This is a genomic window from Brevundimonas sp. EYE_349 (genome assembly GCF_023147505.1).
Lineage (GTDB): Bacteria > Pseudomonadota > Alphaproteobacteria > Caulobacterales > Caulobacteraceae > Brevundimonas.
The window spans coordinates 252872-274686 of record NZ_JAHXPB010000003.1 but is presented as its reverse complement, the minus strand read 5'-3'; the positions used below and the strand labels follow the sequence as shown (position 1 = coordinate 274686).

13 protein-coding genes are annotated in these 21815 nt (G+C 66.3%); 7 read left to right on the top strand and 6 right to left on the bottom strand.

Going from position 1 to position 21815, the window contains the following annotated elements; genetic code table 11:
* The first annotated feature begins 38 nt into the window (after positions 1 to 38).
* On the top strand, positions 39 to 755 hold the full coding sequence (locus KZX42_RS07545) for a helix-turn-helix domain-containing protein (protein WP_248118560.1): 717 nt from the start codon (positions 39 to 41) through the stop codon (positions 753 to 755).
* Positions 756 to 793: 38 nt separating this feature from the next.
* Here the strand turns inward: KZX42_RS07545 and KZX42_RS07540 are convergent, their stop codons facing one another.
* From KZX42_RS07540 to KZX42_RS07525, 4 genes are all read right to left on the bottom strand, one after another.
* A complete protein-coding gene (locus KZX42_RS07540; protein ID WP_248118555.1) occupies positions 794 to 2878 on the bottom strand; it encodes a glycoside hydrolase family 65 protein in 2085 nt (694 codons plus the stop codon).
* A complete protein-coding gene (locus KZX42_RS07535) occupies positions 2875 to 3159 on the bottom strand; it encodes a hypothetical protein (RefSeq protein ID WP_248118553.1) in 285 nt (94 codons plus the stop codon). Before KZX42_RS07535 ends, KZX42_RS07540 begins: the two co-directional genes overlap by 4 nt.
* A complete protein-coding gene (locus tag KZX42_RS07530) occupies positions 3156 to 3761 on the bottom strand; it encodes an isochorismatase family cysteine hydrolase (RefSeq protein ID WP_248118551.1) in 606 nt (201 codons plus the stop codon). The genes KZX42_RS07535 and KZX42_RS07530 overlap by 4 nt, the downstream gene beginning before the upstream one ends.
* Positions 3762 to 4198: 437 nt before the next feature.
* Positions 4199 to 4768 (bottom strand): DUF1826 domain-containing protein, encoded by a 570-nt coding sequence (locus KZX42_RS07525; protein ID WP_248118549.1) that lies wholly within the window; start codon positions 4766 to 4768, stop codon positions 4199 to 4201.
* A gap of 80 nt (positions 4769 to 4848) precedes the next feature.
* Here KZX42_RS07525 and zigA point away from each other — a divergent pair, with 80 nt between their 5' ends.
* Complete coding sequence (gene zigA, locus KZX42_RS07520; RefSeq protein ID WP_248118547.1) at positions 4849 to 6066, top strand: zinc metallochaperone GTPase ZigA; 1218 nt, start codon at positions 4849 to 4851, stop codon at positions 6064 to 6066.
* Between the two features lie 437 nt (positions 6067 to 6503).
* Here the strand turns inward: zigA and KZX42_RS07515 are convergent, their stop codons facing one another.
* Together KZX42_RS07515 and KZX42_RS07510 are read right to left on the bottom strand one after the other, a co-directional pair.
* Complete coding sequence (locus tag KZX42_RS07515) at positions 6504 to 10511, bottom strand: YadA-like family protein (RefSeq protein ID WP_248118545.1); 4008 nt, start codon at positions 10509 to 10511, stop codon at positions 6504 to 6506.
* Positions 10512 to 10660: 149 nt separating this feature from the next.
* A complete protein-coding gene (locus KZX42_RS07510) occupies positions 10661 to 12808 on the bottom strand; it encodes a PAS domain-containing protein (RefSeq protein ID WP_248118542.1) in 2148 nt (715 codons plus the stop codon).
* On the opposite strand from KZX42_RS07510, the gene KZX42_RS07505 reads away from it, so the two are divergent.
* The 5 genes from KZX42_RS07505 to KZX42_RS07485 all read left to right on the top strand — a co-directional run bounded on the left by KZX42_RS07505 (position 12738) and on the right by KZX42_RS07485 (position 21540).
* A complete protein-coding gene (locus KZX42_RS07505) occupies positions 12738 to 13883 on the top strand; it encodes a DUF3182 family protein (RefSeq protein WP_348983619.1) in 1146 nt (381 codons plus the stop codon). The genes KZX42_RS07510 and KZX42_RS07505 overlap by 71 nt on opposite strands.
* The gene (locus tag KZX42_RS07500) at positions 13880 to 14638 is read left to right on the top strand and encodes an alpha/beta fold hydrolase (RefSeq protein WP_248118538.1); all 759 of its coding nucleotides are present in this window, start codon (positions 13880 to 13882) and stop codon (positions 14636 to 14638) included. The genes KZX42_RS07505 and KZX42_RS07500 overlap by 4 nt, the downstream gene beginning before the upstream one ends.
* A gap of 269 nt (positions 14639 to 14907) precedes the next feature.
* On the top strand, positions 14908 to 17430 hold the full coding sequence (locus KZX42_RS07495; protein ID WP_248118537.1) for a TonB-dependent receptor: 2523 nt from the start codon (positions 14908 to 14910) through the stop codon (positions 17428 to 17430).
* Positions 17431 to 17461: 31 nt separating this feature from the next.
* Positions 17462 to 20053 carry a M14 family zinc carboxypeptidase gene (locus KZX42_RS07490; RefSeq protein ID WP_248118535.1) on the top strand — a complete coding sequence of 864 codons (2592 nt, stop codon included), beginning with the start codon at positions 17462 to 17464 and terminating at the stop codon, positions 20051 to 20053.
* A gap of 326 nt (positions 20054 to 20379) precedes the next feature.
* Entirely contained in the window at positions 20380 to 21540 is a 1161-nt protein-coding gene (locus KZX42_RS07485) for an aminotransferase (RefSeq protein WP_248118532.1), read from the top strand.
* Positions 21541 to 21815: the final 275 nt, after the last annotated feature.

Here is a 21815-nt window from a genome sequence, read left to right as displayed (position 1 = left end):
GTGAATGCGGCGGTTCGTTAGGGACGTATTGTTGAGGGATGGCCGTTCTCCCGACATCCGACGATACGCTGACCGACCCCCAGCCCTTGCGCGAAGACGTCCTAAGCCTGTGGCGCGCGTTTGAACCCCTGTCGTTCGAACGGCGCAGCCGCGCTCTTCGCTTGGGCGAAATCCGCGCGCCGGGCGCTGGCGATCCGTTCACACCTGACGGTGAGATCGGTGTGGTCCTGTCCGGTTGTCTGCTGCTGCGGGTGGATCAGAGCAGGGTCAACGCCGGGGTCGCGGCGGCGGGTGATCTGGTTGACCTGGGCGGGGGCGCGTCAGGGCGCTGGTTGACGGGGGGAACGCTGTATCGGGCGCCGCTCGTCGGCTTCCTGCGAGAGGCGGGCGACGAGGGGCTGCGGTTCCTGCTGTCCGCAGGCGTTCGGCGAACGCGCATCCTGGAGGGGCGGCTGGCCTGCGCCATGGCGCATCCGGCCGTATCGCGTGTGGCCAGCCTGCTGCTGGAAATGGATGCCGCCTGCAATGGGGCCGATGTGCCCCTGTGTCAGGCCGCTGTCGGCGAAATGCTGAGCCTGCGCCGAAGCAGCGTCAACGGCGCGTGCCAGACCCTGCGGACGGCGGGCGCGATCCGCACGGTGCGCGGCCGAACCATTGTGCTGGATCGCGCCGTGCTGGCCGCCCACGCCTGCTGCTTGCGGCACGCGCCGGAGGTCAAGGGGGAGGCGGTCTCGACGTCCTCCAGGGCGGCCTGAGGGGATCGCCGCCGTCGGGGCCTCCCTCGTCCTGCCGGTCAGAGCGAGGTGAGGCTGGCCCGCGCCCCATGCTCGGCGTTCAGGCGAACGCATCGGTCGCCCAGCCATATCCGCTCAATCGTGATGGCCTTCCAGCCCGACGGCAATATGGCGGCCCGCGTCGGCCAGGCCGTCGGCTCGCCTCGCGCCTCCAGCCCCGTCAGACCATAGATCAATCCCATCAGCATGCCGCCCAGATTGGCGAAGAAGGGGCCTGCCGCCGTTTCGCTGTCCGGATGGTCTGGACGGTATTCCAAGCATTGGTGGAAACGGCCGGCGTCATAGGCGGCGTATCCGGCGTCGAACAGCTCAAGGGCCGACGCCCGGTCCCCCGCCATCGCGGCCCAGGCGGCATAGAGCGCCGGGAACATCGGCGCGCCGACATAGGCCTGCCAGTGAGACAGATAGAGTTCGAGCGTACGGCGCGCCGTCGCTGGCTCGGCTCGGTGTCCGCCGGGAAACAGACCCGCCAACGGCGAGGGCGTCGCGCCCTTGGGCTCGTCGACGCGGAAGTCGTCGTGGGCCGCGATCGCTCCGTCCGACCGGATCGGAAGATACAGGTTTTCGCGAATGGCTTGCCACGATGCGGGCGGCGTTCGTCCCAGAGACCGCGCGGCGTCGATGGCTCGCGACAGCACATCGTCGGCCAACATCAAGGTGAAGGCGTCGTTGTCCGGTGGATCGGGAACCTCCGCCGGTCCCGTGGCGCGTTTCAGTTCGTAGCCGCGGCCCGTCAGGGTCAATCGACTGACGATCCAGTCCGCGACGCCTTCCAACACGGGCCAGGCCTGTTCGCGCAAGAAGGCCTCGTCCCCGGTGGCGTCTGCGAACAGGCTGAAGGCGCGCGCCACGTGTAGAGAGCCGTGATCCTCATGCGCGGCCCCCGAACCGCCGCCAGGCGTCGCCTCCTGCCCCGTCAAAGGCGCCGCTTCCCACGGGAACTGAAGACCCTGACGACCGGACAGCCGCGCATTAGACGCCGCCGCCGCTAGGCCGCGCGATCGAAAGTCCAGCAAGGCGCGCGCCGCATCAGGTTGGCTCAGGATCAAAGGCGGCACGCAGAAGGCGTCGATGTCCCACATCACATGGCCGAAATAGTAGGAGTAGTCGCGCCAGGCGGCCAGGCCGAAGATCGAGGTCGCGGCGGGCGAGGCGGCGTGGACCGAGCTGTTCAGATAGAAGAAGGCCGCGTCGATCAGGGCCTGATGCGTCGGCTCTGCGCCCGTCACGACGATCCGACCCCGCCACAGCTCACGCCAGGCGTCGCGGTTGCGGGAACGCAGCAGCTCGAACCCGGTCTGCGCCGCGCGCGCGACCCGACGCACCGCCTCTTCGTCGGGTCGCGCATGGATCAGGGATGGAACCAGGGCCGCCATCTGCCGTAGGCGCGCGCCGAGCTTGCCTACCCGGCCCAAATCGTAGGTGGTTTGCAGCGGGCCTGACGCATCCCAGCGCGTCACGTCACGTCCGGCCGCCGGCTCCGCCTCCGTCCACAGCGCGATCCCGCAGGTCGACAGGTCGCCTTCGGTCGACCACAGCAGAGAGCCGTCGCAGGCGGGTTCTGTCTCTCCGGGCGTGTCGGTTCGGCGCCGAACAACCCGCCCTCGCAGATCGGCGGTCGAGGTTCGGGCGCGCAGGCGGATGTGGCATGGCGCGTCCGGCCGCACGGAGACCTCCTGCATGACCACGGCTGGCGCCGTGCGGCTGGCGAATGTGACGACCTCGATATCGGCGATCACGCCAGCCATATGGGCGCGCCAGCGGCTGGTCAGTTCGGCGGTCGCGAAATCATAGGTTTGGCGCAGGTCGCCCACGCACCAGGGCTGGTCCGACAGCCAGACGCCATTGATGCAAACATCGGCTTCCAGCGGATAGGGGACCGGCGCGCCGGCCTCGATACGGCGTTCCGGGTCTTCGCCGACGACGCCGTTGACAATGGTCATGCCCGGGGCGAGCGCCATCTCCCGTACGCGCAATCCGATCATGCCGTTGGCCACATAGGCGGGAAGTGCGCCATCTCGGGCGCCGCGCTCTTCCGGCGGACTGATCGGTCGCCAGTCCGGAACGGATTTGCCGGTCGTCATTCCCGCCTCGCTTGCGCTGGGGCGGGGAAGACATAGACGCCCGCCTCGACTAGCTGGGCGATAAGGTCGGATGGTCCGTCATTGACCGAGGCGGTCGTTGAAGGCGGGCATTCGGCGATCAGCACACCGTCGCGCCACAGGGCGAGGGCCGCCCCATTAAGTTCGGCGCGCTGGCGGGCCTGGCGCATGGCGTCGGTCATATCGGCCGCGATCAGCGTCTCGGGATCCCCGCCCTCAACGTAGCGAATCTGGTAGCTGAGAATGGAAGGGCCGGACTTCATCCGCGCCAGCTCGACAGCACCTCTTGGCTGTCCGCAGTTTCCACCTGCTGGCTGAATCGGTCGCTGTAGAGGGCGAGCAGGTTGTCGTGCGGCCCATCGGCCGAACTGCAAACTGCATCCGTGACCACGACCACGCGATAGCCGAGATCGACGGCGCCCAGCACGGCGGCGAGAACACACACATCGGTTTCGGCGCCGGTGATCAGGATCGTGTCGACGCCGGCCTGCTGCAATTTTTCGTGCAACGCGGCGCCGAACCAGGGCGAATAGGCGCGCTTGTCCACCACACGCTCGTGCCGCGCAAATCGCTGAAGGGGCGGGGCGAGGTCGATCAGGCCCGGGTCAAGCGCTTCGAGCGTCATCGACGACCAGTGTTCCCAGTAGCCGACCCATGCGCCGACGGCGTCGGCTGGGTTGGCGGCGGGAATGAAGCGGGTGAACCAGACGCGATCCGGTCGAGCTTCGCAAAGCTCGACAATGACCGGCAGAATGCATTCCGCCCACGGCGCTCGCCATTCTGTGGTTTCCACGAACAGTCGCTGCATATCGATACAGAGATGCGCGGCGTTGGAAGGTATCGGTTTTTTCAGACCGGCGGTCATGATCGCAAATTGTCGGGGCAGGGCGGTTCACCGGAGTGGTGTTCGATCGCGCCGTTTTCGACCTCTGCACGAGAAAACACTTCTTCCTGACCGTCTTCGAGAAGTTCGTCCTCCAAGCCTCCCAAGCCCCCTTGGGCCAAGCCGCGTCGAGAGTCGGCTTTGATCGGGCGGGCAGGCGGATTCGAGGTCATGATCCAAGTCTCGCGGCGAGCGTCGATGTGATCAAAACCGCAACGCCAAGTCGCGGTTTCCTGTGTCCGTTTCCGGCCTCAGGGTTGCGGAGAGTTGAGCCATGTGAAAGCGGCCGCCGGCCAGGCGTCGCTGGAAGCGAAGGCGCTTCTTTGGATCGCCCATTCTAGCGCGGGCGAAATCCCCACGCTGATTGATCTTGCGCCTAAGTGGAGGTGATGAAGCTCACTCCGACACCACCGAAGCCCCTAGCCCTCAGGCTGCAAGACGTCGATGGTCAGCACCCGCCGGATCGCCTTGCGGCTGGCCGGCGGCGAGCGGTGCAGCACGACAGGAAACTCGGGCCAGCACTCCCAGCCGGGCGCCGAACCTTTCAAGATGGCGATATCGCCGGGGTGCAGGGTACGGATACGACCCCGTGTTTCGGCGCGGCGGGCGTCCATATCCTCGCCGAGATCGCTGGCGAAAGCCCATTCCGTGCCGGGCCCTTCGTAGGTCGCGATCAGTCGCACGGAGATCGCATCCTGGTGAAACCGGGGGCAGACGCGCGTGGTCGCCGTGCCGAAGCGCGCCCGCCATGTCAGGCCGCCGCTGACGGCGGACAGGATGTCGCCCAGCCCCAGGATGTCGTTCATCAGCCAGCCGGGCGCCGGTCCCGACGAAGCGATCCGCAGGCCGTTCCACACGGCCTCGAAGTCGTCCGGTCCGTCGACCTCGGCTGGCGCCGGGCGAGACCAGACCGCCATCCTGACCTGGGGTTCGACCAGGGTGGTGAAGACCGTGGGACTCATCCCCTGAACGACAGCGCCAACCGCCATAAAAACCTTGATGCCTATATATGTTATAACATAACATTCGCTTCTAGCCCCCTCGCTGTCAGGCTTCAAGAGAGATCGTCATGTCCGCCTTTCCCAAATTGCCCGTCACAGTCCTGTCCGGCTTTCTCGGGGCCGGGAAGACGACCCTGCTGAACCATGTGCTGGCCAATCGCGACGGCTTGAAGGTCGCGGTGATCGTCAACGACATGAGCGAGGTGAACATCGACGCGGCCCTGGTGCGCGACGGCGGCGGCGCGGACCTGTCGCGCACCGAGGAGCGGCTGGTGGAGATGTCGAACGGCTGCATTTGCTGCACCCTGCGCGAGGATCTGCTGATCGAGGTGGGTAAGCTGGCGCGCGAGGGGCGGTTCGACCACCTGCTGATCGAATCCACCGGAATCTCCGAGCCGATGCCGGTCGCCGCCACCTTCGACTTCCGCGACGAGGACGGCTTCAGCCTGTCGGATCTGGCGCGGATCGACACCATGGCGACGGTGGTGGACGCCTTCAACTTCCACCGCGACTATCCCTCCACCGACCGGCTGAAGGCTCGCGGCGAACACATGGGCGAGGACGACGAGCGCACGGTCGCCAATCTGCTGATCGACCAGATCGAGTTCGCCGACGTCATCGTGCTGAACAAGGTTGACCTGCTGGACGAGACGCAGAAGGGCGTGCTGCGGGCCATGCTGGCCCAGTTCAACCCCCGCGCCCGGATCGTGGAGGCGGTGCGCGGCGCCGTCCCGTTGAAGGCGGTGATCGGCACGGGCCTGTTCGACATGGCGCGCGCCGAACAGGCGGCCGGCTGGTCTCAGGCCCTGCGCGGGGAGGTCACGCCCGAGACCCAGGAATATGGCGTCTCCACCTTTGTCTATCGGGCGCGCAGGCCCTTCCACCCGCGCCGTTTCCATGACCTTCTGCACCGGGAATGGCCGGGCGTCTGGCGCTCCAAGGGCTTCTTCTGGCTGGCCAGCCGCATGGATTATGTGGGGTCCTGGAGTCAGGCCGGCGCCGTGACCGAACATGAGTGGGGCGGCCTGTGGTGGGCCTCGGCGCCGCGCGACCGCTGGCCCGACGACGACGCGGACTGGTTGAAATCAATCGAGGCGATCTGGCGCCGCCCCTATGGCGACCGGCGTCAGGAGATCGTGCTGATCGGCAAGGACATGTATCGCGACCTGCTGACCTCGATGTTCGACGCGGCCCTTCTGACTCGGTTCGAGATGGAGCGCGGGCCCAAGGGCTGGGCCAAGTTCGACGACCCCTTCCCCCACTGGGGACCGCGCGCCGCCGCTTGATAAAAGCCCCGGTCGTGCCGTTGCCGTTCTTGTCGGCGGATCGGCAGGTGAAAGTTCCCAGCCCGTTTGTTTCCGCTTCGGAGCGGTCGTTTTCGTCTTCTGGATCTGGGGCATCTCGCAGATCGGGATCGCCGCCGCGAGACATCGTCGGCCGTCAGAAGGTCCGAGGTTCAGCTGCGATCCGATCTCGGTCAGAGGAGCCAAACGACGGCTGATGTCTGCGACCGGTCCGGCGTTGCCTGAGCATCTCATGGTAGCAGTCAGCCAGTTCCAGGAGCTGAAGATCTGTCAGCCTGTCGCCTGCCGCAATGAAGCGGACCTTCATCGCTGCGAAATCGTCGTCGTTCATCGCGGAAAAGCGAGGGGGATGCATGCTGTCTCTGATCCGTTGCGTTGAAGAAAAGGAGCGGGGGAAGCCTCCATTCCCCCGCCCCGTGTCAGAACCGCCAGCCGACCCCGGCGTTGGCGCCGACGTGGTTCTGGGTGTCGAAGGTGGCGCCGGCCCGGAAGACCATGGAGCCGTCGCCCAGGGCGCGGGAGTAGCCCATGGCCATGGCCGACTGGCCCTCATAGGCGCCGTAGCCGACCGCGAACATCGACTTTCCGCGCTCGGCGATCTGCGGCATCCCGGCCGCCGCCAGGGCGCCCGCCGTGCCGGCGAAGGCCAGCTTGCGGACTTCCTGGACATTGTAGTTGACCGCCGCCAGCCGCATGTCGGTGTAGGTGTTCGACTGCTGGATCGCTTCGTTCATGCTCTCCCGCAGTTGGAGCACATTGACGGCGTCGGTGTCGGCGACCCCGGCCGAGACGTTGCTTACGGTGACGGCAGGTCCGTTGCTGCGGCCCAGAACGACACGGGTCTGGCCTTGATCGGCGTACTGAAGCGAGTTTTGACCCAGAGCGAGCGCGTTGTCGGCCGTCGTCTGGGCCGTCGCGACGGCCTGGTTGGTCTGGAAAAGCTGTGATCCGTTGATCGCCTCTGTAGAGGTGGCTGTAACCGCGCCGGCCGCGACATTGTTCAGCGTCACCGGGGCGGTGGCGTCGCCGCCCTGGAAGGTGATGCTGTTCGTGCGACCGCCGTTCGCGTCGGTGTCGTACTGGACCGCATTGGTCGCCGCGAAGGCCAGTTGATAGATTTGGCCGCCGTTGACGGCGTCGGTGGAGCCGGCGGCGATACGGCCGTTGGCGACATTATGCAGGCCCACCGCGCCGCCGCTGGCGCCGACCAGGGTCAGGTCGTCGGAGCGGACGCCGCCGTTCGGCGTCTCGGGATCATCGCCGTCGCTATATTGCACGGGGCCCAGGCCGCCGTTGGCGATGTTATTGGTCAGATTGGTGATCGCCGTGGTGTTGAGCGCGACCTGGGTGTTGGTGGCGTGCAGCTGCGATCCGTTGACGGCGTCCGTCGAGGTCGCGTTGACCTGCCCTGCGGCGACATTGGTGATGGTCGTGCCGTTGGCCCCTGCAAGGGTCAGGGTGTCGCGGGTGGTCGTGTCGTAGGATACGGCGGTCCCCGCCAAGGCATCTACGCGGTTCGAGACGCCTTGAAGTTGGGCGACATTGACCGCATCGGTCGCCGCCGTGCCCGCGGCGACGTTTGTCAGCTGCCGTTCGGCGCCCGCCGAGCCGAACGACACCGACCCGACCGAGGATTGCAAGCCCGTGACGCCCAGGGCGACGTAATCGGTCTGGGCGGTGCGATCCGCAAGGCTGCCTGCGCCAAGAGCGATGCTGTTGTCGGCGACAGCCTGGGCTTCAGGGCCGACGGCGACGCCGTCCTGACCTTGAGCAGTCGCCGGCGCCAGGTTGGAGTTGACGGCCAGATAGGCGCTGGAGCCGCCGCCGACCGGAGCCGCCGACAGGGCGTTCAGGAAGCCTTGGATGCTGGCGTATTGGACGCCTTGGTAGGTGATGGCGACGTCCAGGGTGTTGGTCAGCGGATTGAAGGCGGAGCCGCCGCCGAAGCCGGTGGCGAGGCTCTGGCCGAGCGCGAAGGCCTGGCCGCCGTTGACCGCATCGGTTGACCCGGTCGCAATCAGGCCGGCCCCGACGTTATGCAGTCCCACCGGACCGGTCAGGGCGCCGACGAGCGTTACGTCGTTGGTGGCCACGCCGCCGTTCGGAACCGTCGGATCGGCCGCGTTCGAATACTGCACCACGCCGACCGCGCCATTGTTCAGATTGTTGGTGATCGTCGTGATGGCGGTCGTATTGGTGACGACGTCGGCGGTGTTGTTCGCCACCTGGGCGTTGGTCGCGAACAGCTGGGCGCCGTTGACCGCTTCGGTCGACGCCGCGCTGAGCTCGCCGGCCGCCACGTTGCTGATAGTGGTGCCGGCGGCGCCGGCCAGCGTCAGGGTGTCGAAGCTGGGATCGTCGTAGACGACCGCCAATGCCGACACCGCGGCGATATTTGCGATGGCGTCGGTATTCAGGGCCACCTGGGTGTTTGTGGCGAACAGCTGGGCGCCGTTGACGGCCTCGGTCGAGGTCGCGTCCAGAGCGCCGGCGGCGACATTGGCGAGCACGGTCCCGTTGACGCCGGCCAAGGTCACGCGACCGGCAAGCAGGTCGTCATACATCACGGCCGTGTCGGACAGGGAGCCGAGATTGGTGGTCAGATTGGTGATGGCGCTCGTATTGATGTCGACCTGGGCGTTGGTGGCGAACAGCTGCCCGCCGTTGACGGCCTCGGTCGAGGTCGCGTTCAGGGCGCCGGCTGCGACATTGGCGAGAACCGTGCCGTTGACGCCGGCCAGGGTCACGCGACCGGCCAGCAGGTCGTCATACATCACAGCCGTGTCGGACAGGGCGCTGAGATCCGTCCCTAGATTGGTGATGGCCGTGGTGTTCAGCGAAACCTGGGTGTTGGTCGCGAACAGCTGGGCGCCGTTGACGGCCTGGGTGGAGCCGGCGGCGAGGTCGCCCGCCGACACATTGGAAATGACCGTGCCCCCGACGCCGGCCAACGTCAGGCTGGCCGCCGTGGGATCGTCATAGGCGACGGCGATGTCGGCCAAGACCTGCAGGTCGTTCGAGACGCCAAGCAGCTGGCCGACATTCACCGCGTCTGTCAGCTCTGAGCCGGCCGCGACATGCGTTAGCTGACGCTCCGAACCGACGCCGCCAAGCGACACTTCGCCAGCGGAGGTCTGTAGCGCATTGAGACCAAGGGCGGCATAGCCAGCCAGGGCCCCGCGATCGGCGAGGCTGGCGGCGCCCAGGGCCACGCTGTTGTCGGCGGCGGCAGAGGCGGCCGGTCCGACGGCTGTGGCGTTGACGCCGGCGGCAAGCGCCCCGCCCAGGGCGGAGTTGACCGCCAGGAAAGGCGTTCCGCCGCCGGGCGCGGCGAGGATTGCATCAAGCGCCTGTTGCACCGTGCTGTAGACCACGCCGTCGTAGGTCAGGCCGATGTTGATCGTGCTCGTCGCGGGATCGAAGGCGGTGCTTCCGCCGATTTCCGCGGCCAAGCTGGATCCCAGGCCGAACAGTTGGCCGCCTGTCACGGCGTCGGTCGAGCCGGCGGCCAGCTGGCCCAGCGTCAGATTGGTGATCCGCGTTCCGCCAAGTCCCCCAAGCGTCAGGACCGAGGCGCTGAGATCGTCATAGGTGACAGCCAAGTCGGCCAGAGCCTGAAGGTTGGTCGACACCCCACGCAACTGGCCGACGTTGACCGCGTCTGTGTCGTCTGAGCCGGCGGCGATGTTGGTAAGCTGACGTTCCGCCCCGGCCGCGCCGAAAGACACCTCGCCGACCGAGGTCTGAAGCGTGGACAGTCCCGTCGCCGCATAGTTGGCGAGCGCGCCCCTCAGGGCGGCGCTGCTGGCGCCCAGCGCCAGGCTGTTGGACACGCCGACAGAGGCGTCGGCGCCCAGGGCGACGGACCGCCCCGCATTAGCCAGCACGCGGGCCGTGCGACCCAGGGCGATTGCGTCGGCCGAAGTGGCCGCAGTGCGAGAGCCGTTGCCGAAGGCGATGGAGTTGAGCTCGCCGGCGATGGCGACCGCGCCGCCAGAGCCCAGCCCGGTGATCCGGTTGCCGCCGATGGAAATCCCCGCCTCGTTGGAGAGGGTGAAGGCGTCGGCCTGGTTAATGCAGCTATTGGCTGCATCGACGACATTGCCGTTCACGTCGAGCACGCGCAACGTGATGTCCCGCCCGCGGGCGGCGTCGTCGAGCAGGGTGGTCGCGTTGAGCGCCAGGCGCGGGGCCAAAACCGACAATAGGCCGTTGACGCTGTTTTCGATGGGGCTGGCGATGCCCGTGATCACAGGGCGTATAATGTCGGTGACCGCGGACCTTGGGAGCGCGACGCCCGTGCAGACGTCCACGATGCTTGTCTGCGCCCGTGCCGGCGCGGCGGCGAATACGCCAAGAGGCAAGACTGCGCCCAAGGCGTAGAGGGCGGCGACCAGCAGCCGCGTCGCCAAGTTTGCGCCGCTCAATGTCGGCAGTCTGTCGAGCGTCGAACGAGTTTGCATTCCTAACCTCCCAGCGTCGGAAGGCGCAGAGGCGGCTCCCGACTGGAGAGGCTAATGTCCGCTCGGACACAATCGTGACGTGTTTTCGAATCCCTAGATGTCGCGCGAGGGTTCTACTTTCGAACGGTCTTCGGTTCGATCGGGTAGGGCCGTTCCGGCGTGAAAAGGTCTGTCGCCTGGCTGACCGTGCGCAGCCCCAGCTTGTCCAAAGCCTTTCCACGATGATAGTCGACCGTCCTCGGACTAAGGTTTAATGCGCGCCCGATCGTCTTGGACGTACCGCCCCCGACGGCCAGGGACAGGATCTCCTGCTCGCGGTCCGAAAGCCTGGAAAGCGCCTCCCTGGCAGCTCTACTAGGTAGGTCGTCGAGCGCGTTGAAATCGTGATATTTTTCGGTGTGTTTCAGGATCGCCGAGACGTGGCTGTCGTCATCGTCCGAATAGGACATCAGATCGGTCACTCCGGCTTGATGCAGGGTGATGATGGCGCTCGGCGACGCCGCAGGATCTCCGAGTACGACCAGCGGAACGGGGGGCCATGTCCGCTTGACGTGGTCAGCCATCTCCAGGATGTCCGCGACGGTCGAGGACGAGCAGTAGAGGATCGCGTTCGTCGTCTTTCGGGTGCGGGGCGGGGACGGAAGGCTCACAACCGTCTGGACGGTGATCCCGGCATCCCGCAAGCGACGCGCGAGCGGCTGGCCGCGATCCGTAGGGTCGATCATGAGGATTTCGGTCCGGGGAAGCGCTCGGATCGCGCTTTCACCGACGAACATCCGGATTGCGCCATCGCCTTGGATCACCGGATGGGCCACATCGTCGACGGCGAGAACATCCCCGTTTCGGGCGAGTACACGGTAGCTCAACGCCATGGGCTGACCGGCTTGAAGCGTCCGACGCGCCGACTCGTAAGCGGGGCGATCCACTTCGAAAACGGCGGCGAGCTGATCGGACCAGGTCACGCGAGCGCTCCGTTCATCCGGCCAGCCCGCCTGAGCATTCGCGCCGAGGTAGTCGCGTGCGCCATCGGCGGCGTCGGCGGTCCAGAGGAAACGCCGCGGTGAGGGCGAAGATGTCGGCTCGAGCAGTTCCGTGGCCGCTGAGTGCCATTCGGTCAGCGCTCTCGATTCGTCGAACTGGGGCGCCGCCCGGATATCGAACCATCGGTAGTCGCCGGCGACGTCCCTCAGGCGGTGTCGGCTTTCGAAGGGCTCGGCGAGGGCGACCGATCTGCCCCAGGTCGCCACAACCTGGTCGCGCTCTGTCGGGTGGAGCCAGCCGACCCATCCTTGCGCCTTGGCCTGCGCCAGACCCACGCCGAGATAGGTTTGTGCGCGGGTGTTCATCCAGCGGACGACGCCACGGGCGTCCAGCCGCCAGAGAAAGAGCGGCGCAATATCCGCCAGGGATTGGAGGCGGCTTTCCGCTGTGTTCAGACGCGCGCGCAGAGACCTTTCCTCGGTCACGTCGCGACAGACGCCGAGAAGGGCGAGGGGCTTGCCGCCGCGAGAGACCGGCGTGATCGCTACGGTCAACCAGGTTTCTTGAGCGCCGCCTGGACGATCGACGTGAAGGTGGAGATCGGTCGCCGACGTCTGCTCGTCCGCCCATCCCCGTTCGAATGCGGCGGAAAGCTGTGCGGCGAGAGACGGCGCGACGTCCTCAACCTTCGCGCCCTGAACGGCGGCTGGGGAGAGCAGGAGGTCCCGGAAGCCCGCATTGAAGTAGGTCGCTTCACCGCGCCCGACGACGATGAAGGTTGGAAAGGCTTGCCGGAGCAGCAGTTCGACCGATCGGATCAGCCAACTTTGCTCGTCGGGGTTCGGACCGTCGGTCCTGCCGGCCGCCTGTTCGAATCCTTCCGCCATCGCGTTTATCATTCGCCGTCTCCGTGGATCAGCGTTACCCATGTTATTGTGCAACTTGAGGTAATCGACGTCCGGCCGACAAGTTCCTGCGCGGCGTCGCAGCGGCGGGATCGATGTCGAACGTCCCGAAACATCATCCGACACCGGTACGATATCGAACATCGCCCCCCGCCCGTCCGCCTGCCGTCGGCCCGCTTGAGCGACTATCCAGCCGCGTGCCGCCAGAGGCTGATCAGTTTCAGCGTCCGCAAAAAGAATGGTCCGGCGTTCTGAACCGTTGAGGCGTGTTCGGGTTGACCTCCGACAGGAGGCGCCAACCGCCATGACCTTCGTCGATTCACTCGGCATCGCCCCGATGCCTTCCTTCACGAACGCCGCGGCGCTTGCGGCCATCGCGCTCTTCGATCCGGCTGGGCACAATCCGGGAAACCTGCACGACCAGGCGTCGAGACAGATGCTTGTCTCACGCCTCGCGGCCCTTCTGCGGCTCCCTGTCGTCGACCTCGTTTCGGAGGCCGAAGACATCGGCCCCGACGTCCTGCTGGTTCCACGTGACACCTTGATCGGCGAGGACATGGCGTCGCGGACCGCCTTCACATCGGCCAATCTGCTGGGGGGCAAGGTCCCTCTTAGGTTTATCGCCACCAAGGCGATCACGCATGGTCTGATCCACCGGGACGCGGCTTGCCCGGCGGGTTGGTCCGCCGCCATGGCCGATCGTCTGGGCGACGCGGCTTTGGACGGCTACACCGCCTTCACCGTCGCGGACGCGATGGAAGCTGGCCGCCGCCTTCTGGAGACCGGACCCGTCCGCATCAAGGACGTGCTGGCCAAGGCCGGTCTGGGCCAGACCGTCGTGGAGACCCCGCAGGCGCTCGCCTCTGTCATCGCCGAACAGGACGAAGCGCAGATCGGCGCCTTCGGCGTCGTGCTCGAGGAAAACCTGGTCGGCGTGGAGACCTACAGCGTAGGAACCCTCTCAGTCGGCGGATTGCGCATCAGCTACGTGGGCGACCAACGCGAAACCACGGACCACAAGGGACGCGAGGTTTACGGCGGGTCCAGGCTCAAATGCGTCAGAGGCGATCTCGACCGTCTGACCCACCTCGGATTGTCGCGTGAAGCGGTCGAAGCGGTGCGTTGCGCGGCCGTGTTCGACGACGCGGCCCAGCGCGCCTATCCGGATCTGATCCTGACCCGGCGGAACTACGACGTCCTCGCCGGCAAGGACGCGCGAGGCCGCAGGCGCGTCGGCGTGCTTGAGCAGTCCTGGCGTGTCGGCGGCGCGACCGGCGCCGAGATCGCCGCTCTTGAAGCCTTCGCGGCGTCCCCGGAACTCACGGCGGTCGAAACCGCAACGGTGGAGGTCTATGGCCTCGAAGAGGTCGGCCCGGACGATGTGATCTATTTCCGGGGGGTCGATCCAAAGGTCGGACCGATGACGAAATATGTGACGAGGACAGCGTGATCGCGCCTGAAGAGGTCGATGAAGGGCGCGTTCGACTGTCGGTCGACGGACAGCGGTTGACCGGCACGCTCCTGACGCCCGAAGCGCCCGTGCCGGGGTTTCTGTTCGTCCACGGATGGGGCGGCGACCAGGATGAAGACCTCGGCCTCGCCGAGGAACTCGCGCGCCTGGGCTGCATCTGTTTCACATTCGACCTCAGGGGCCATGCCGACAGCGATGCGAGCCGAGACGAGGTCACTCGGCAGAATGGTCTGGACGACGTGACGGCCGCCTATGATTATCTGGCTTCTCAGCCGCTGATCGATCCGGGCGCGATCGGCGTGATCGGCACAAGCTACGGGGGCTATTTGTCGGCTCTGCTGACGAAGACGAGGGCGGTGCGTTGGTTGGCGCTGCGTGTCCCGGCCCTCTATCCGGATCAGCACTGGGACGTGCCCAAGGCCAAGCTCGATAAGGCGGCGGTGCGCGCCTACAGACAACAGCGCCGGACTCCGGGAGAAGACAGGGCGCTCGCCGCCTGCGCGGCGTTCCAGGGCGATGTCCTGATCGTGCAGTCGGGCAAGGACGATCGTATTCCGCCAGAAGTGATCGCGTCCTACCAGGCCGCTTTCAAGGACGTGAATTCCTTCAGCCACAGGATCATGCCCGATGCCACCCATGCGATGCGGGACCCGGCCGATCAGCGGTTGTACGCCACACTGCTGATCAACTGGGTGGAGGAAATGGTGCGCGCGAGCCGCAGGTCCTACCGGTGAGTATGGCGCCACCCTTCTGGCGAGAGTGAACTCAACGCCAGATAGAGACGTCTGTGCAGTTTAGAATTTCTAACGTTCATGCAGCCGAACTCACAGGGCTTGCGGCGAAAATACGGCTTAGGTCGCGGTCCTCCCGCAGCTTCTCACATAGTCTCTACATGTCGAAATACGCCACGGCGCTTCTCTCCAGCGCCGCGATCCTAGGTTTGCCCGCGCTTGCGCATGCTCAGTCCGCTGCTCCCGCTCAGGCGACCACTGAAAGTGCGACTGTGGCCGATGTCGTGGTCACTGGATCCAACATCAGACGCGCCGCGGCGGAGGGCATAAATCCTGTGCAGGTCATCGGGCGTGAGGAACTGGACACGTCCGGCAAGGTCACGGTCGCCGATCTGCTGCGTTCGATCTCGGCCAACACCGGCAACTCGTCGAACGAGACCAGCAATAGCGGCTGGGCCTCGGGTTCGGCGGGCATCGGTTTGCGCGGCCTGTCGCAGAAGAACACCCTGGTGCTGCTGAACGGCCGCCGGGTGGCCAACTACGGCTTTCCATCAGGCGGCCTTTCGGACACCTTCGTCAATCTGAACGCCCTGCCCATCGTCGCAACCCAGAGGCTTGAGGTGCTGAAGGACGGGGCCTCGGCGGTCTATGGTTCTGACGCGGTGGCCGGGGTGGTCAATGTCATCACCCGCCAGGACTTCCAGGGACTGGAAGTCGGCGGCAGTTATGGCACGTCCGACGCCGGGGGGCTGGACACCTGGCAGGGCAAGATCGTCGGCGGCTATGGCGATCTGGAGGACGATGGTTTCAATGTCCTGGTCAGCCTGGAAGCCTATACCCGCCAGCGTCTGGATCAGGACGAACGGGATCTGACCCGGTCGGGCGTCTATTCCGGCCCCGGCGGCCGCTGGAACGGCTGGAGCGCCAAGGGCGCGCGCTTCCTTATCAACGGCGCATCCGTTCCGTTCGTCGATCCCCAGGGCGCCTGCCCGCAGGGCATGGTCCTGACCGCCAGCGCGCCCATCGATGGCCTGGCGGGGAACACCTGCGCCATCAATCTGGCGCCCTATACGACACTGATCCCGTCGACCGACCGCTATCAGGCCTACGTCCATGCGACCGCCCGTGTCGCGCCGGGAATCGAGGCCTTCGGCGAACTGCTCTACAGCCATATCGAGGGGACATCGATCTTCGGCTCCAGTCCCTATTTCACGCTGGAGGCCGGGCGGTTCGCGCTGAACGCCCGGACCGGTCTGGCCGAGCCGGTGTCGAACCTGCTGCCGGCGAACAACCCCTACAATCCTTATGGCCGCGCCGTGCCGATCGAATACACCTTCTTCGACCTGGGTCAGTCGTTGAAGACCAATACGTCGCAGGCCTATCGCGCATTGGGCGGTTTGCGCGGGACCGGCGACCGGTTCGATTGGGAGGTGGCCGTCTTCGCCAGCGCCAGCCGCGAACGTGAGCGCGTCGCGGCCGGTTTCGCCAATCGTTTCACCTTGGCCGACTCGCTGGCGAACGGCACGCTGAACCTATGGGAGCCAAACGCGACGCCGCAGGCCGTCCTGGACGGCATCCGATTGAGCACCCTGCGTCCGGCGGATTCGACGCTCTATGGGGCGGACTTCAAGATTTCAGGCGAGGTGTTGGCGTTGCCGGCTGGCCCCATCGGCTATGCGGCGGGGATCGAGTACCGGCACGAATCTCTGGAATCGCGCAATCCGCGCGAGATCGACGCAGGCCTTCAGGTGCGCCCTGCGATTGCGGCGGTGGATGGCGAACGTGATGTGGCGGCCGTCTATGTCGAGGCCAACGTTCCCGTGCTGTCGAACCTGGACGTCCAGATCGCGGGTCGTGGCGACCATTACAGCGACTTCGGCGAGGCCTTCTCGCCCAAGGTCGGGTTGCGCTGGCGGGCGCATGACGCCGTTTTGGTGCGCGCCTCCGCGTCGCGGGGTTTCCGGGCGCCTTCGCTGTCGGAGAACTCGGCCTCGACCAACATCTCCTATGGTTCGGTCGTCGACCCGTTCGATCCCGACATTCCCGGCTCGCGCCAAAGCCCGACCTTCTTCACCGTCGGCAACACTGATCTGGAGCCGGAAAAGACGCGGTCCTTCAACTTCGGCGTGGTGTTCACGCCGACGCGCGACACCATCCTGAGCGTGGACTGGTATCGGGTCGAGCTGGACCATCTTGTCGGGACCAACAACACAACCAGCATCGTTCAGGCCAACAATCCCGCCGATGTCGTTCGTGATGGGCGCGGCAAGCTGGTGGCGGTTTACAACCGCTATCAGAACCTGAGCGAACTGAAGACCTCGGGCGTTGATGTCGAGTTTAGCCAGCGCTGGCGCACCGACCGCTGGGGCGATTTCGCCCTGCAGACGGCCTATACCCATGTCATCGACTATCGCCGTCCGGTCACCGTCGGCGGGCCGCTGGTCGACTATGCGGGCACGAACCGGGGCGCCAGCCTGCCCGCGGACAAGGCCACGACCCGCGCCGGGTGGTCCAGGGGTGATCTGGAAGCGGATCTGACCTGGTACTACACCAGCGGCTATGACCTGGTTCCGGTCGTGGCGGGCCAGTCCAGCGTCGACGCCTATAATCAGTTCGACCTCTACCTCGGCTGGTCCGGGCTGGAGAACGCCAAGCTCTACCTCAAGGTCGAGAACATCGCCGACGAACAGCCGCCTTATGACGGCTCATTCCCCGGTATTCGTGCGCCCTACGACTTCAGCCAGTACGACCTGCGCGGCCGCCAATTCCGTATCGGCTTCGACTACCGGTTCTGATCGTCTCTCATTCTTTTCTTGATAGGTTCTCATGTTGAAAGCCCTGATGGGCGGCGTCGCCTCGGTGGTTCTGGCCAGTGTCGTCCTGTCTGCTGTTCCGGCGCCGGTCCTGGCCCAGTCCGACTATTACTTCCCGGCCGTCTCTTCTGCGGATCTGGATCCCGCCATCCCCAGCCCGGAGCAGTTTCTCGGCTATCCAATCGGCTCGCGCTATACGCGGCACGACCGGGTGGTCGAGTATCTGCGCGAACTCGACCGCCTGTCCGACCGGATCACGGTGCGCGAGATTGGTCGGTCCTATGAGGATCGGCCGCTGTTGGAGGTTATTGTCACCTCGGAGGCCAATCAGGCCCGGATCGAGACCCTGAAGGCCGCGCACGCGCGTCTGGCGGATCCCTCAGCGGCGCCGGATGCGACTGCGCCGGTGGTGGTCGGCCTCTATTACGGCGTCCACGGCAACGAGACCTCCAGCGGGGAGGCGGCGCTGCTTACGGCCTATTATCTGGTTGCGGGGCGAAGTGCGGAGACGCGGGATTGGCTCGACAAGGCCGTCATCCTGATCGATCCGGTGCAGAACCCGGATGGTCGCGACCGCGCCGCCAACTGGCACAATGCCTGGGCCAGCAATCCGCCGGTCAGCGACCCCGCCGACAAGGAGCATGTCGAGCCGTTCCCGGCAGGCCGGACCAACCACTATTTCACCGATCTGAACCGCGACTGGCTGGCGGTCACCCAGCGTGAGACGGCGGCCAAGCTGGAGGTGTTCCACCAGTGGCTGCCCAACGTCCAGATCGACTTTCACGAGATGGGCGCCGGCAGCACCTATTATTTCGAGCCCTCGCCGGCCAGCATGGAAAGCCCTCTGCTGCCCCGCGCGTCGTATGAGGCCAATGTGGTGTTGGCCCGGTATCACGCCCAGGCGCTGGATCGGCTGGGGTCGCTCTATTACACCAAGGAGAATTTCGACAATTTCTCCCCGGTGTACGGTTCGACCTACCCCGACTTCCATGGCGGGGTCGGGGTCACGGTCGAGCAGGCCAGTTCGCGCGGCCTGGTGCAGGACACCGACAACGGCCCGCTGGAGTTCCGCTTCACCATCCGCAACCAGACCGCCGTCGGCCTGGCCACCATCCGCGGCGCGGTCGAGCAGCGCGACTATCTGCGCAACCTTCAACGCGACTTCTTCCGCTCGGCGGTGGAGCAGGGGCGCAGGCACGACCACGCGGCCTTCGTCTTCGGCGATCCCGCCAATCCTGGGCTTACCGCGCAGACGCTGGAGCTGCTGCAGCGGCACCGGATTCGAGTCTATCGTCTGGCCTCGGCGGTGAACCTGGATGGCCGCACCTTCCGGCCCGACAGCGCCTATGTCGTGCCTTCGGCCCAGCCGCAGTTTCGCCTGATCCATTCGATCTTCGAGCCGACGCCGGAGGTGAAGGGCGGCGTCTACGGCAGCACCTCTTACGGCATCGCCGACGCCTATGGTCTGGCGGTCGGACGGGCGCGCCGGGCGCCAGCCCTGGGCGAACAGGTCGCGGCGATCCCGCGCCACGTCGGCGGGGTGAAAGGGGCGGAGGCGGCCTATGCCTACGCCATCGACTGGCGCGACCTGAACGCGCCCGCCGTCCTGTCGGCCCTGCTGCGACAGGGGGTGTCGGTGCGCGCCGCCTTTCAGCCCTTCACCGCGCGCACGGCCGAAGGCGAGACGACCTTCGAGCGCGGCAGCCTGGTGGTGACCACGACAGGTCAGGAAAAGGACGCCGCGACCCTGAGGTCTCTGGTCGATGCGGCGTCGCGTCAGGCCGGCGTCGACGCCTGGAGCCTGGCGACCGGCCAGAGCCTTTCGGGTGTCGATCTGGGCAGCGACAGCGTGCGCCGCATTCGCACGCCGAAGATCGCCTTGATCATGGGGCAGGGTGTGAATGCGACCGAGATCGGCTCGACCTGGTTTGCGCTCAGCGAACGCCTGGCCTGGCCGGCGACCCGCCTGGACCCGTCGCAGATCGGCGGGGTCCCGCTTGACGATTATACGAGCATCGTCCTGGCCGGCGGTTCCTATGACGACTGGAGCGATCGGCGCATCGCCGCTCTCAAGGCCTGGGTCGAGGGTGGCGGGTCGCTGGTGACCTACGGCTCGGCCTCGGCCTGGGCTGTCGACAAGGGACTGGTCAAGACGGGGCCGAAGCCAGAAGCGGGCGACCCGGCGGCCGCGACCCCGGCCGACCGTCTCAGCTTCGCCGATCGGCGCGACTATCTGTCGGAGCAACGCACGTCCGGCAACGCCCTGTCGGCCGATGTGGACGTGACCCATCCGCTGGCCTTCGGTCTGACCGGCCGGTCGCTGGTGGTGAACAAGGAGACGGACGTCGTCTTGCGGCCGGTCGATGATCCCTTCGCCAACGTCGTGCGCATCGACGATCAGCCGCGCGTGAACGGCTATCTGGCCGAGGGTCTGCGCCGCGCAGTCGCTGGGTCGGTCTGGGCCCAGACGGTGCGCGCCGGGCGGGGCAATGTCGTGCTGTTCGCCGACGATCCGGCTCATCGCAAATACTGGTTGGGCACCGAGCGTCTTCTGATCAACGCCCTGTTCCTGTCCAACTATCTGACCCCCGCCGAGCGGCGGTGAGGCGCGCCGCCCGGACCGTCTATGGGGCCGGGCGGGTTGTCGTCTCGATTCGCCGGGGCTTATGGATCGTCCAACCGCCACGCGGCGCGCAGGCCACGGCGACGCGCACACGGTCGAACGACACGGCGCCGCTGGAACGAGGGGACGGGCCGAAAGGCTTGGCGGACATGAGGGGCTCCTGTGACGTATCCACCCCGGCATCAGGCGCACGCGGCGGTCGCCTCGCAATCCAGATCGACTGAAGCGGCCGGCAGGAAACCTAAAGCGTCGCTTTGCTTCGACGGGCCGGACTTGTCACCCCGTCCACGACAGGCTTGGGTGACGTCATGAGCGCTCATCCCGTCTTCGCCGGCATGCCGGTCACCGTCTTCGAGACCATGTCGGGGCTTGCCCGCCAACACGGGGCGATCAATCTGGGGCAGGGGTTTCCGGACGCGCCCGGACCCGAGGCGCTGCGGCGCCTTGCAGCCGAAGCGGTGCTGAACGGGTCGAACCAGTATCCGCCGTCGCGCGGCGATCCAATTTTGCGCGAGGCTGTCGTCGAGCATTATCGGCGCCTGCAGGGCGTGGACTTGGCGTTGGACGGTGTGGTCATAACCTCGGGCGCCACCGAGGCCCTGGCCGCGACTTTGCTGGCCAATGTCCGGCCCGGCGACGAGGTGATCATCTTGGAGCCGGCCTATGACGCCTATCGCCCCCTGATCGTGCGGGCGGGCGGAGTGGTGCGGGCCGTGACGCTGCAGCCGCCGGCGTGGCGGTTGACCGAGGCCGCGCTGGAGGCGGCGGTGGGGCCTCGCACGCGAATGGTGCTTGTCAACAACCCGCTGAACCCGGCCGCGCGGGTTTTCGACGCCGAGGAGATCGCGGCCCTGGCCCGCGTCTGCGTGCGGCGGGATCTGGTCGTCGTCAGCGATGAGGTGTGGGAGCATGTCGTCTTCGACGGGCGGCTTCATCGGCCGCTGCTCGCCGCGCCCGGTATGGCGGACCGGGTCGTCAAGATTGGCTCGGCAGGCAAGATGTTCGGCCTGACCGGATGGAAGGTCGGATTCGCTTGCGGTTCGCCCGACCTGATCGCGCCCTTGGCCAAGGCGCACCAGTTTTTGACCTTCTCCACCCCGCCCAATCTTCAGACCGCCGTGGCGGCGGGCCTGACCTGGCCCCGGTCGTGGTTCGAGGACATGCGGGCCGGCCTGGGACGGTCGCGCGACCGGCTTTCGGCGGCCCTGACAGCCGAGGGCTATGTCGTCACGCCCAGCGAGGGCACCTATTTCCTGTGTCTGGACCTGGCGGCGTCAGGGCTGGCGCTCGACGACACGGCCTTCTGTCGGCGGATCGTCGAGGAGTTCGGCGTCGCGGCCATTCCGTTGTCCGCTTTCGAGAATGAGCCCGTGACCCGCACCGTGGCGCGCTTGTGTTTCGCCAAGGGCGACGCCGTGCTGGATGAAGCCGCCGAACGATTGGGGCGGGCAAGACGCGCCCTTCTCTGAATAGAAATTCTGGGCGGCGCGGCAATCGTTCTGCGATGGACGACGGACGGCCGGGCGCTATGACGGGGGCGTGGGCGCCTCGCAGCCGCACATTCTCGCACTAGGCCGCGCCCTTTTATCCCGGGGCGCGGTCTTTTTGATTTCAGGGGTCTGTCGCTGATAGCTGATCTTCACTCCAGGTCTTTGTCGGATCGGAAGCGCTTAGAGACTTCTCATTCGGTCGTAGTTTTTCTACAGGTTCGTCCATGGCGAACCCCTTTCTTTTCCCGCTCCCC